This is a genomic window from Streptococcus pseudopneumoniae (assembly GCF_001074975.1).
Classification (GTDB): Bacteria; Bacillota; Bacilli; order Lactobacillales; family Streptococcaceae; genus Streptococcus; species Streptococcus pseudopneumoniae_D.
The window spans coordinates 1-13,054 of record NZ_JUUO01000106.1; the positions used below are offsets into that span (position 1 = coordinate 1).

The 13,054-nt window shown below is 39.3% G+C and carries 11 protein-coding genes and 1 pseudogene; 9 read left to right on the plus strand and 3 right to left on the minus strand.

Going from position 1 to position 13,054, the window contains the following annotated elements:
• A pseudogene (locus ADI86_RS11705) lies at positions 1 to 132 on the plus strand (IS630 family transposase); the annotation flags it as partial.
• A 101-nt stretch (positions 133 to 233) separates the two neighbouring features.
• On the opposite strand, the gene ADI86_RS06040 reads toward ADI86_RS11705, so the two are convergent.
• Together ADI86_RS06040 and ppdK are read right to left on the minus strand one after the other, a co-directional pair.
• Positions 234 to 692 (minus strand): DUF6556 family protein, encoded by a 459-nt coding sequence (locus ADI86_RS06040; protein WP_049532187.1) that lies wholly within the window; start codon positions 690 to 692, stop codon positions 234 to 236.
• A gap of 268 nt (positions 693 to 960) precedes the next feature.
• Positions 961 to 3,582: a pyruvate, phosphate dikinase gene (ppdK, locus tag ADI86_RS06045; protein ID WP_049532188.1), complete on the minus strand. Its 2,622-nt coding sequence runs from the start codon at positions 3,580 to 3,582 to the stop codon at positions 961 to 963.
• 237 nt (positions 3,583 to 3,819) lie between these two features.
• On the opposite strand from ppdK, the gene ADI86_RS06050 reads away from it, so the two are divergent.
• The 8 genes from ADI86_RS06050 to ADI86_RS06085 all read left to right on the plus strand — a co-directional run bounded on the left by ADI86_RS06050 (position 3,820) and on the right by ADI86_RS06085 (position 12,604).
• The gene (locus tag ADI86_RS06050; protein ID WP_049532189.1) at positions 3,820 to 4,458 is read left to right on the plus strand and encodes a CBS domain-containing protein; all 639 of its coding nucleotides are present in this window, start codon (positions 3,820 to 3,822) and stop codon (positions 4,456 to 4,458) included.
• A 2-nt stretch (positions 4,459 to 4,460) separates the two neighbouring features.
• The gene (locus tag ADI86_RS06055; protein ID WP_049532190.1) at positions 4,461 to 5,273 is read left to right on the plus strand and encodes a pyruvate, water dikinase regulatory protein; all 813 of its coding nucleotides are present in this window, start codon (positions 4,461 to 4,463) and stop codon (positions 5,271 to 5,273) included.
• A gap of 54 nt (positions 5,274 to 5,327) precedes the next feature.
• Positions 5,328 to 7,238, plus strand: coding sequence for a fructose-1,6-bisphosphatase (locus ADI86_RS06060; protein WP_049532191.1), 1,911 nt, complete (start codon positions 5,328 to 5,330; stop codon positions 7,236 to 7,238).
• A gap of 103 nt (positions 7,239 to 7,341) precedes the next feature.
• Positions 7,342 to 8,484: a cysteine desulfurase family protein gene (locus tag ADI86_RS06065; RefSeq protein WP_049532192.1), complete on the plus strand. Its 1,143-nt coding sequence runs from the start codon at positions 7,342 to 7,344 to the stop codon at positions 8,482 to 8,484.
• Between the two features lie 8 nt (positions 8,485 to 8,492).
• Positions 8,493 to 9,707: a tRNA uracil 4-sulfurtransferase ThiI gene (thiI, locus tag ADI86_RS06070; protein WP_049532193.1), complete on the plus strand. Its 1,215-nt coding sequence runs from the start codon at positions 8,493 to 8,495 to the stop codon at positions 9,705 to 9,707.
• A gap of 135 nt (positions 9,708 to 9,842) precedes the next feature.
• Positions 9,843 to 10,667 carry an alpha/beta hydrolase gene (locus ADI86_RS06075; RefSeq protein ID WP_049532194.1) on the plus strand — a complete coding sequence of 275 codons (825 nt, stop codon included), beginning with the start codon at positions 9,843 to 9,845 and terminating at the stop codon, positions 10,665 to 10,667.
• A 20-nt stretch (positions 10,668 to 10,687) separates the two neighbouring features.
• Positions 10,688 to 11,428: an esterase family protein gene (locus ADI86_RS06080; RefSeq protein WP_049532195.1), complete on the plus strand. Its 741-nt coding sequence runs from the start codon at positions 10,688 to 10,690 to the stop codon at positions 11,426 to 11,428.
• A gap of 12 nt (positions 11,429 to 11,440) precedes the next feature.
• The gene (locus ADI86_RS06085; protein ID WP_049532196.1) at positions 11,441 to 12,604 is read left to right on the plus strand and encodes an ATP-grasp domain-containing protein; all 1,164 of its coding nucleotides are present in this window, start codon (positions 11,441 to 11,443) and stop codon (positions 12,602 to 12,604) included.
• 60 nt (positions 12,605 to 12,664) lie between these two features.
• On the opposite strand, the gene ADI86_RS06090 is transcribed toward ADI86_RS06085, so the two are convergent.
• A partial coding sequence (locus ADI86_RS06090; RefSeq protein ID WP_049532197.1) for an ISL3 family transposase occupies positions 12,665 to 13,054 on the minus strand: 390 nt, incomplete at its 5' end.

Sequence of the window (13,054 nt, forward strand, 5' to 3'; positions counted from 1 at the left end):
AAAAATAAGGCTTTCCAAACATTGGAAGCTGTTATTGATAAGCTTCAAGAAGTGATTCAAGGATTGGAAAAAAGTATTTTAAAGTCCACTGTCAGCAGACAATGGACAAGGTTGCTTTTTGAAAATAATTGAGTATAAAATAGCAAAAAAACGAGTATCTGATCAGTTGGAGATGCTCGTTTTCTTAGTGTTTTTATTTGGAAGCTAGTTTTCGCCCAGCCTCATTTTACTGGCTATTGATTACTTTTATTTTCTGATGTTGGAGTATTGGTCTGTTTTTCATTATCATTAGCGGATTTACTTTGGGAAGGTGTAGTAGAGTCCTGAGTTGCTGTTTTCTGCTCTTCTTTTTTCTCTTCCTTGACGCTAGATTTTGGCGTTTCTTCCTGCTGTGTTTTTTCTTGAGAAGTGTTATTTTCCTTATTGGGACTAGTATTTTCCTGAGGGGATTCCTTTTGGATTTCTTTGACAATGGTTGTTTGTGTAGAAGGACTAGTATCTACTTTCTTTTGTTCGTTAGATTTCATTGCATTGCTAATGGTAATAGTCGCAGTGATAATTCCCAACATACTACCGATTAAGGTTAAGGTTTTCTGAAAAGCAGATAGCCCTTTCTTGATGTGGTGGCTAGCCTTGCCAGTTTCTTGACTGTCTTTGTTTGTTTTTTTATGTTGGCGAGAATAGTTAGACATAATGGTTTTTCAAACTCCTTTGCAAAACTAAATATGAATTTGGATTCATTTCATATTTTCCATTATACGTTTTTTATTTTAAATTGTCTTAAAAAAATAAAACTTTTTGTTTTGAAAACGTAACCAGTAGATTTTTCTCTTTAAAGTGTAAAGCAAGAAATTTGGTGATAAATCATTACTGGTGGATTTAAGGATAAAAGATGATTTTACTATTAAGTAAGACTGGGAAATCAATCATCCCAACATTATTTAATAGATATAAAGGAAACTAGTCTATATTCTCTTGGAAAACGGCTTGAGCGACAGCGAGTCGAGCTGCAGGAACCCTATATGGTGAGCAGGAAACATAGGTGACACCAATTTCCTGGAAGAAAGAGATAGAAGACGGATCACCACCGACCTCTCCACAAATACCGATAGATAGGTTTGGTTTTACCTGGCGAGCCTTGCTGATTGCAATGCGCATTAACTCACCAACTCCCTCCTTATCAATATGTTGAAATGGATCAGATGAGAGAATGTTCTTCTGTTTGTAGTGACCTATAAATTTTCCAATATCATCACGAGAAAAACCATAGGTCATTTGAGTCAAATCGTTAGTACCAAAGCTGAAGAAATCAGCTTCTTGAGCCAGTTTGTCTGCAGTCAGACAAGCGCGTGGTAATTCAATCATGGTACCAATTTCATATGGGAAAGACTCCTGGTCAAGCTCCCTAAAGAGATACTGGATGTGTTGAGTCAGATAGGATTTGACAAATTCCAACTCCTTTTTATCAGCAATAAGAGGAATCATGATTTCAGGTTTGATTTTTATCCCCTCTTGGTGTAATTTAATGACACTTCTAAAAATAGCTTCAGTTTGCATCTTGTATATATCTGGCTGTGTAATTCCAAGGCGACAACCTCTATGACCCAACATAGGGTTGCTTTCTTGTAAGCTTACAATTTGATGAGCCAGTTTTTCAGGTGACTGATTGAGTTTTTCAGCTAGAAGCTTGATTTCCTGCGGATCTTTAGGTAAAAATTCATGCATGGGTGGATCTAAAAGCCGGACAATCAGAGGTTTGTCCTCAACTATTTTGTACATTTGATAGAAGTCTTCCTCTTGGAACTCTAAGAGATTCTTGAGTGCAGCTTTCATTTCTGCTTCCTTATCGGCTAGAATGAGGCGACGCATTTCCAAAATTCGATCCTGACCAAAGAACATATGTTCAGTACGGGCTAGTCCTACCCCTTGGGCACCAAAATTCATAGCTGTCTCCAAATCCTTCACAGTCTCAGCATTAGCGCGAACTTTAAGACCTGCAACTTTATCTGCCCAAGAAAGAAGGCGCTGAAGGTCTTCATTATTCTCAATCAAGACTGTAGGAATTTCTCCCATATAAACATAACCTGAACTACCATCAACAGAAATAATATCTCCCTCTCTTAAGACAAGATTACCACAAGAAAGTATCTTCTCTTCCTCTCGGATTTTTAGTTCCCCACATCCAGCTACACAGCAGGTACCCATCCCTCTAGCAACAACCGCTGCATGAGAGGTCATACCACCTTGGCTGGTAACAATAGCTTGGCTGACGACCATGCCTTCAATATCTTCGGGCGATGTTTCCTGTCTTACTAAAATAACCTTTCTTCCTAAATTGTGGAATTCTTTAGCTCGTTCTGCTGTAAAAACTATTTCCCCAGTAGCAGCTCCAGGGCTGGCCGGTAAACCTTGTGCAATGAGAGCTGCTTTTTCCATTGCAACCTCTTCAAAGACTGGGTGAATGAGCTGACTAATAGAAGAAGGGGATATTCTCATCAGGGCCTCTTTTTTGCTTATAATAGCCTGGTCTACTAAGTCCAAAGCAATTTTTAAAGAAGCCTTGGCTGTCCGTTTGCCATTCCTAGTTTGTAAGATATACAGTTTTCCTTTCTCAATGGTAAATTCGATATCTTGCATGTCCTTGTAGTGGGTTTCAAGGATTCTAGCATACTCTTTAAAGGCATTGAAAACCTGAGGTTGAGCTATTTCTAAAGCAGCAATTGGTTCTGGAGTTCGTATGCCAGCTACAACGTCTTCTCCTTGGGCATTCAGTAAGAATTCACCAAATAGATGATTTTCTCCACTAGCAGGATTTCTAGTAAAACAGACTCCTGTTCCGCTGTTTTGATCACTATTTCCAAAGACCATGGCCTGGACGTTAACGGCAGTTCCCAAATCATGAGGGATTTTATTAAGTTCTCGGTAAACTTTGGCCCGGTTATTATTCCAAGAATTAAAGACAGCTTGAATAGCAGCAAAAAGTTGATCCATAGGATTTTCAGGGAAAGATTGCTTCTCTTTAAGATAGATTTCTTTATATTGCTTAACCAAGTCTTGATGCTCATCTATAGTCAAGTCTTTAACCGTTTTACCATGCCCTTTTTCAAAGTCTTCTAATAGTTCATCAAACAGTTCTTTAGAAATCCCATATACAACATCAGCAAACATCTGAAGGAGACGTCGATAGCAATTATAGGCAAACTCAGGATTAGTTTGCTCTGCAAGTATTCTTGCCCTCTGGTCATTAAGCCCAAGATTTAAAATGGTATCCATCATACCTGGCATAGAAAATTTTGCTCCGCTACGGACCGAAACCAAGAGAAGACTTGAGCTTTCTCCGCTAAATGATTTATCGGTTTTTCTTTCTAATCTAGAAACCGCTTTCAAAACATCGTCTTTTAAAGAAGAATCAAAAAAATCGGGATTCTCGAGAAAATTAATACAGCTTTCGGTAGTGATGGTAAAACCTGGAGGAACAGGTAAACCCAGATTGCTCATCTCTGCTAAATTGGCACCTTTTCCACCAAGGAGAACCTTGTCGTTTGCGCTTCCTTCCTCAAAGGAATAAATCCATTTTGTCATAGTCGCCTCCAAAACATTAAATATGTGTCATAATTAAAGACAAAACCATTTTAATACACATCATATATATTTGTCAAATGAAAAAACTTTAGGTATGTATTGACATATTTCAAATAATTGCTATAATATTTAATAAACATGATGCTTATTTTAAAATTGGTTTAGTTTAATTAAAATAATCTCTTCTTCCAATAGTTATTTGAAACCTATTTAGAATATAGAAAGGTTTTCTGTGAATTGCAATTAAGTGAACGACAAAAAAAGATTGTAGAAATTGTTAAAGCCAAGCAACCTCTGAGTGGTGAGAAAATTTCTGATTTACTAGATATTTCTCGAGCAACGCTACGCTCTGATCTTTCTTTTTTAACCCTAGTTGGAATCCTAAAGGCCACTCCTAAAGTCGGGTATACATACTCAGGATCTGATTTAGAATCGGTCTTCTTTTTTGATACTTTTAGGAAAGAAGTGGCAGATATTATGACTTCACCAGTCCTGGTCACCAGTGATTCCTATATTCAGGATGCTATTATTACTCTCTTTATGTACGATGCAGACGTTATTTATGTTATCGACGAAGACAAGCTTCTTATTGGAATTATGTCACGTAAAGATCTCTTGAGGGCATCTCTTAATTCAAATATTGCCAGTACTCCGGTTGCTGTCTGCATGACTAGGATGCCTCATATTAAAACATGCCATAAAAATATGAATATTTTGGAAGCTGCTGTACTCCTTCAAGATTACGCCATTGATTCCTTGCCAATAGTCGACCAAGAAAATGAACGTCGGATTTTAGGTAGTGTGACAAAGGCAGCCTTGTTGGACTACATTATTCAGCAAGCTCGAAGCACTGAGGTAAATAGAGAAGAGGAATAAATATGAAAAAAGAAATGATTGTTTATAGTATTTCAGATTCTTTGGGTGGAACTTCCCAAAAATTGCTATCCGCTGTTACAGCTCAATATCCAGATATCATTTTTAATAATAGCTATCGTTTCCCTTTTATCAACAAGGAAGATGAATTGTTGGATATTTTACGTGATGCAATCAAGGATGATGCCCTTGTTATCAGTACCTTGGTCGATGGAAAGCTAGCTTCAGTAGCAAGAGAGTTTAGCCTGATGCATGGTCTGTCCTATTTAGATTTGATGCATCCATTTTTTGAAATTATCAAAGAAAAAACAGGAAGGGTTCCGATAGAAGTACCTGGCACCCTTCATCGTTTAGATAGCGAATACTTTAATAAAATTTCAGCGATTGAGTTTGCAGTCAAATATGACGATGGTAAAGCACCTCAGGGATTTTTAGAATCTGACATAGTCCTGCTAGGGGTTTCCCGTACGTCTAAAACACCGCTCAGTATTTATCTAGCAAATAAAGGATATAAGGTTTCGAACCTTCCTTTAATTCCAGAAGTTCCCTTACCTCAAGTCTTGGAAAAAGTTGATTCTCGCCGACTAATTGGTTTAGTATGTGAGCCAGAAAAGTTAGTTAAGATTCGCAATAATCGTTTGGATTCTTTGGGCTTGACCCAGGAAACTAGCTACACAGATCTTGAAAAGATTTATCAGGAATTGGACTACTCTAAGAAGGTCTTCAAAAAATATGGAGCTCGAGTCATTAATATGTCAGATAAATCAATTGAAGAAACAGCCTTCTTAATCGAAGAGCATTTAAAGAAAATAAACTAAGAAAATAAATAGCTCATTATTTGTCGTAATAGGATGGTGTGTTGGAGGTCAAGAATGGAGCAATACAAGCGTATTTTACTGAAAGAATTTGATTCTAGACAAAAGGTGATCACAGAACTGACCAACCTTGAAGCAATTTTAAACCTTCCAAAGGGAACAGAACTTTACATCAGTGACATTCATGGTGAATTTGCGGCCTTTGACTATATTTTAAGAAGTTGTGCTGGTATTCTAAATGAGAAAATTAAGGACTGTTTTGGAGATTCCTTGTCTCAAGATGATAAAAACAGATTGTCAGCCCTGGTTTCATATCCTGAACTTGTCTTGGAACAAGTTGGCAAAAGCAGAGACTGGTACAAGGAAACGATTCCTCAGTTATTGACTCTGCTGACTTTTGCAGCTGCCAAGTACACTCGGTCAAAGCTTAGGAAGGCATTACCACCTCAGTATGCTTATATCATCGAAGAATTGGTCTACAGCGATATAGCTTTAGCAGATAAGAAGTCATATTTTGAAAACATCCTCTCCTATGTCATTGAGCTAGGAGAAGCCATTCCCTTTATTCTTGGTATTTCTAGCAGTATCCGTCGCTTATTGATAGACCATTTGCATGTAGTTGGTGATATTTATGACAGAGGAGCTGGTAGTCCACAAGTTATGGATGAACTCTTACAATTTCATTCTTTGGATATTCAGTGGGGGAATCATGACATTATCTGGATGGGAGGTTTTTTCGGCTCGAAGGCCTGTATGTTAAATGCGCTACGTATTGCTGCCCGCTATGGCTATTTATGGGATATTGAGAAAGCTTACGGCTTAAATCTTCGGTCCTTAACACTATTTGCTGACAGAACCTATAAGGCCAATCCTAAGTTTAGGCCAATCCTTGGAAATAGAGAAGATGATTTCACGAGCGAAGAAATTTTACAGTTGGAAAAGGTTCATCAGGCTCTTTCCATTATCCAGTTTAAACTGGAAACTCAACTGATAAAAAGAAGACCAGAATTCCAAATGGAAGATCAGGTTAAACTGGATAATATTGATTATCTGAAAGAGTGTGTGATAATTGATGGGAAAAAACATGCACTTACGAATACCTGCTTTCAAACAATTAATCCAGCCAATCCAGCAGAATTAAGTTTGGAGGAGACGCAAGCAGTTGACAGTCTCCTAGCCTCTTTCCAAGGGTCACTTAAATTGGCTGAGCATATAGAACTCTTAATGAAAAAAGGCTCCATGTATAAAATTTACAACCAGCATTTACTCTTTCATGGTTGTATACCACTTGAACCGTCAGGAGAATTGAAACCTCTAATTATTAACCAGTCTCGTTATGCTGGAAGAGAATTATTGGATTTCTTTGAATACCATATTCGTCAAGCAACAAAGAATAAGGAAATTGGAGATGATTTTTCAACAGATTTAATTTGGTATTGTTGGAGAGGGGCAGTTTCACCACTTTTTGGCAAAGATAAGATGACAACTTTAGAGCGCTATTTTATTGAAGATAAGGACACTCATAAAGAAGTGGAAAATTCATATTTTTCTTATCGGACTTCTGAGAAAGTCTGCCAACTTATTTTGGAAGAATTTGGACTCTCCTCTCAAGAGTCTAGAATGGTCAATGGACATACTCCAGTTAAGACTGTGAAGGGAGAATCTCCTATTCGTGGAGGTGGTTTGCTCTTTGTCATTGACGGAGGTCTTTGTAAAGCTTATCAAAAGAAGACAGGAACAGCAGGATATTCCTTACTTAATAACTCTTACGGTTTTCAATTGGTGACCCATCAGCCTTTTGAAGGGTCGAAAAAGGTTGTTGAAGATCCTTTTGCTCAAACATCATTGAAGAAAGTTATTGAAAATGTTGAGCAACGCACTCTGATTAAATCAACCAGCATTGGACAAATGTTGCTGGCTCAGCAACAAGAACTTTTTGATTTGCTACATGAGTTTTATGACTGTTGAGACTTGCCCTAAGTTCTACCAGAATTTAGGGCTTTTTCTTTCTTGTTTCAGCCTTTTTTTCATGTTACAATAGAAGGAGTGATTTTAGAAAGCGTGAGAAAATATGATTTACTTTGATAATTCAGCGACGACCAAGCCCTATCATGAAGCCATTGAAACCTATATGCAGGTGGCTTCAAAAATTTTAGGAAATCCATCTAGTCTCCATCGTTTGGGAGACCAGGCAACACGAATCTTAGATGCTTCCCGCCAACAGATTGCAGATTTAATCGGTAAGAAAAGCGATGAAATCTTTTTTACCTCTGGTGGGACAGAAGGAGATAATTGGGTCATCAAGGGTGTGGCCTTTGAAAAAGCCAAGTTTGGCAAGCACATCATCGTATCAGCCATTGAACATCCAGCAGTCAAAGAGTCAGCCCTCTGGTTGAAATCTCAAGGTTTTGAGGTGGATTTTGCTCCAGTTGATGAGAAAGGATTTGTGGATGTTGAGGCTCTAGGAGCTTTGATACGACCTGATACAATCCTAATTTCTGTCATGGCTGTAAACAATGAAATCGGCTCTATCCAGCCCATTGAGGCTATTTCAGAACTCTTGGCAGACAAGCCGACTATTACTTTCCACGTTGATGCTGTTCAGGCACTTGCTAAGATTCCAACTGAAAAGTATTTGATAGAACGAGTGGATTTTGCGACCTTCTCTAGTCATAAGTTTCATGGTGTTCGAGGTGTTGGTTTTGTCTATATAAAGTCTGGCAAGAAGATTATGCCTCTTTTAACAGGTGGTGGTCAGGAGAGTGATTATCGTTCGACAACTGAAAATGTGGCAGGGATTGCAGCGACCGCCAAGGCTCTCCGTTTGTCTATGGAAAAGCTGGACATCTTTACTAGTAAGACAGGACAGATGAAGGCAGTGATTCGCCAAGCTCTTCTGGACTATCCAGACATTTTTGTCTTCTCAGATGAGAAAGACTTTGCACCTCATATTCTAACTTTTGGAATCAAAGGTGTTCGTGGTGAAGTTATCGTTCACGCCTTTGAAGACTATGATATTTTCATCTCAACGACCTCTGCTTGTTCATCCAAGGCAGGGAAACCTGCAGGTACCTTGATTGCTATGGGAGTGGACAAGGATAAGGCCCAGTCAGCTGTGCGTTTAAGCCTTGACCTAGAAAATGATATGAGTCAGGTCGAGCAGTTTTTGACCAAGCTAAAATTAATTTATAATCAAACTAGAAAAGTAAGATAGGAGCATTTATGCAGTATTCAGAAATTATGATTCGCTATGGAGAATTGTCAACCAAACACAAAAATCGTATGCGTTTCATCAATAAACTTCGTAATAATATTTCAGACGTTTTGTCTATCTATCCCCAAGTTAAGGTAACCGCAGATCGCGACCGTGCCCACGCTTACCTTAATGGAGCTGATTACACCACAGTAGCAGAATCCCTCAAACAAGTATTTGGAATTCAAAACTTCTCTCCCGTTTATAAAGTCGAAAAGTCTGTGGAAGTTCTTAAGTCTGCTGTCCAAGAGATTATGAAAGAAACTTACAAGGAAGGGATGACCTTTAAAATCACTGGTAAGCGTAGCGACCACACCTTTGAACTTGATAGTCGTGAACTCAATCAAACTCTTGGTAGTGCTGTTTTCAAGGCTATTCCAAACGTGAAAGCTCAGATGAAAAATCCAGATATTAATCTTCAGGTTGAGATTCGTGAGGAAGCGGCTTATATTTCCTATGAAACCTTTCGTGGAGCAGGAGGATTACCTGTGGGAAGTTCTGGTAAAGGCATGCTCATGTTGTCAGGGGGAATTGATTCACCTGTGGCAGGTTATCTAGCTCTTAAACGAGGGGTAGATATTGAGGCTGTTCACTTTGCCAGCCCACCTTACACTAGTCCAGGTGCTCTCAAGAAAGCCCAAGATTTAACTCGTAAATTAACCAAGTTTGGGGGCAATATCCAGTTTATCGAAGTACCTTTCACAGAGATTCAAGAGGAAATCAAGGCTAAAGCTCCAGAAGCCTATCTTATGACCTTGACACGCCGTTTTATGATGCGGATTACCGATCGTATTCGTGAGGTGCGAAATGGTTTGGTTATCATCAATGGGGAAAGTCTTGGTCAAGTAGCTAGCCAGACCTTGGAAAGCATGCAGACTATCAACGCTGTGACCAGCACTCCAGTCATTCGTCCTGTGGTTACTATGGACAAATTGGAAATCATTGACATCGCTCAGGCAATCGATACCTTTGATATTTCTATCCAGCCTTTTGAAGACTGCTGTACGATTTTTGCACCTGATCGTCCTAAGACAAATCCTAAGATTAAAAATGCAGAGCAGTATGAAAAACGAATGGATGTTAAGGGCTTAGTTGAGCGAGCAGTAGCAGGGATTATGATTACTGAGATTACACCTCAAACTGAAAAAGATGAAGTCGATGACTTGATTGACAATCTCCTCTAATCAGAAAATCCAAAAGAATTTAGAAAAATAAATGAAAAAGTTAGTTTTTAATCCAAAAATGGAAGAAAAACTGACTTTTTTTCTATAATTGTGATATAATGAGATAAAATTTTGAATATAGAGAGTTTTCTGACAATGAATCAATCCTACTTTTATTTAAAAATGAAAGAACACAAACTCAAGGTTCCTTATACTGGTAAGGAGCGTCGTGTGCGTGTTCTTCTTCCTAAAGATTATGAAAAAGACACGGATCGTTCCTATCCTGTGGTTTACTTTCATGATGGGCAAAATGTCTTTTATAGTAAAGAATCCTTTATTGGTCACTCATGGAAGATTATTCCAGCCATTAAACGAAATCCTGATATCAGTCGTATGATTGTCGTAGCCATTGATAATGATGGCATGGGGCGGATGAATGAGTATGCGGCTTGGAAGTTCCAAGAATCTCCTATCCCAGGGCAGCAGTTTGGTGGCAAGGGTGTGGAGTATGCCGAGTTTGTTATGGAGGTGGTCAAGCCTTTTATAGATGAAACTTATCGTACAAAAGCAGACCGCCAGCATACGGCTATGATTGGATCCTCACTAGGAGGGAATATTACCCAGTTTATCGGTTTGGAATACCAAGACCAAATTGGTTGCTTGGGCGTCTTTTCATCTGCCAACTGGCTTCACCAAGAAGCCTTTAACCGCTATATCGAGCGTCAGCAACTATCGCCTGACCAGCGCATCTTTATCTATGTGGGAACAGAAGAAGCAGATGATACAGACAAGACCTTGATGGCTGGCAATATCAAACAAGCCTATATCGACTCGTCGCTACGCTATTATCATGATTTGATAGCAGGGGGAGTTCATCTGGATAACCTTGTCTTGAAAGTTCAGTCTGGTGCCATCCATAGTGAAATCCCTTGGTCGGAAAATTTACCAGACTGTCTGAGGTTTTTTGCAGAGAAATGGTAAGTTAAGAAAGGAGAAAGCCAATGCATATTGAAAACCTCAGCCACTGGAGTGGTCACCTCAACCGTGAAATGTACCTCAACCGTTATGGGCATGCTGGGATTCCAGTTGTGGTCTTTGCTTCATCAGGTGGCAGTCACAATGAATACTATGATTTTGGCATGGTTGATGCCTGTGCTTCTTTTATCGAGGAAGGTCGTGTCCAGTTCTTTACCCTATCCAGTGTGGATAGTGAGAGCTGGTTGGCTACTTGGAAAAATAGTCATGACCAGGCGGAGATGCACCGTGCCTACGAACGCTATGTGATTGAGGAGGCTATTCCTTTTATCAAGCATAAGACAGGTTGGTTTGATGGTATGATGACGACAGGTTGCTCCATGGGTGCCTATCATGCTGTCAATTTCTTCCTCCAGCATCCAGATGTCTTTACTAAGGTGATTGCTCTTAGTGGTGTTTACGATGCACGTTTCTTTGTCGGCGATTACTACAATGACGATGCTATTTATCAAAACTCGCCAGTAGATTATATTTGGAATCAGAACGACAGCTGGTTTATTGACCGTTACCGTCAGGCGGAGATTGTGCTTTGTACGGGTCTTGGTGCCTGGGAACAAGACGGTTTACCATCCTTTTACAAGCTCAAAGAAGCCTTTGACCAGAAACAAATTCCAACCTGGTTTGCTGAATGGGGACACGATGTCGCCCACGACTGGGAATGGTGGCGCAAACAAATGCCCTATTTTCTTGGACACCTGTATCTATAAAAGGAGTTACCTATGAATTACCTTGTTATTTCTCCCTATTATCCACAAAACTTTCAACAGTTTACCATTGAACTAGCCAATAAAGGCATCACAGTCTTGGGAATTGGTCAAGAGCCTTATGAGCAATTGGATGAGCCCTTGCGCAATAGCCTGACCGAATATTTCCGTGTAGACAATCTTGAAAATATAGACGAAGTCAAACGAGCAGTTGCTTTTCTCTTTTATAAACATGGCCCAATTGACCGCATCGAGTCCCACAATGAATATTGGCTTGAGCTAGACGCAACACTCAGAGAACAATTCAATGTTTTTGGTGCCAAACCAGAGGATCTCAAAAAGACAAAATATAAGTCTGAAATGAAGAAACTTTTCAAAAAAGCAGGTGTCCCTGTGGTTCCTGGAGCTGTTATCAAGACGGAAGCAGATGTTGATCAAGCAGTGAAAGAAATCGGTCTGCCAATGATTGCCAAACCTGATAATGGAGTGGGAGCAGCAGCCACCTTTAAACTTGAGACAGCAGACGATATCAATCACTTCAAGCAAGAATGGGACCATTCGACCGTTTATTTCTTTGAGAAATTTGTCACCTCTAGCGAAATTTGTACCTTTGATGGTCTTGTGGACAAGGATGGAAAAATTGTCTTTTCAACAACCTTTGACTACGCCTATACACCGCTTGATCTCATGATTTATAAGATGGACAATTCTTATTACGTTCTTAAGGATATGGATCCCAAATTACGTAAATATGGTGAGGCCATTGTCAAGGAATTTGGTATGAAAGAACGTTTCTTCCATATCGAGTTCTTCCGTGAAGGGGATGATTACATCGCCATTGAGTACAATAACCGCCCTGCAGGTGGTTTCACCATTGATGTCTATAACTTTGCTCATTCCTTGGACCTCTATCGTGGCTACGCAGCTATTGTCGCAGGAGAAGAGTTCCCAGCGTCAGACTTTGAACCTCTCTATTGTTTGGCTACTTCTCGCCGTGCAAATGCCCATTATGTCTATTCTGAGGAGGACTTGCTTGCCAAATATAGTCAGCAGTTCAAGGTTAAAAAAATCATGCCAGCGGCCTTCGCAGAACTTCAAGGAGATTACCTTTATATGCTGACAACTCCGAGTCGACAAGAAATGGAGCAGATGATTGCAGATTTCGGACAACGTCAATAATAAGAACTCTCGGATTAAGGAAATTCGGCTCTTTGTCAACTGTAGTGGGTTGAAGAAAAGCTAAGCTCGAGAAAGGACGAAATTTGTCCTTTCTTTTTTGATGTTCAGAGCGATAAAAATCCGTTTTTTGAAGTTTTCAAAGTTCCGAAAACCCAAGGCATTGCGTTTGATAAGTTTGATGAGATTATTGATCGCTTCTAATTTAGCATTAGAATAGGGTAACTGAAGGGCATTGACGATTTTCTCTTCGTCCTTTAGAAAGGTTTTAAAGACAGTATGAAAAAGAGGATGAACCTGCTTTAGATTGTCTTCAATGAGTCCGAAAAATTTGTCAGGCTCTTTATTCTGGAAGTGAAAAAGTAATAGCTGATAGAGATTATAGTGGCATTTCAAGTCTTCTGAATAGCTCAAAAGCTTGTCTATAATCTCTTTATTGGTTAAGTGCATGCG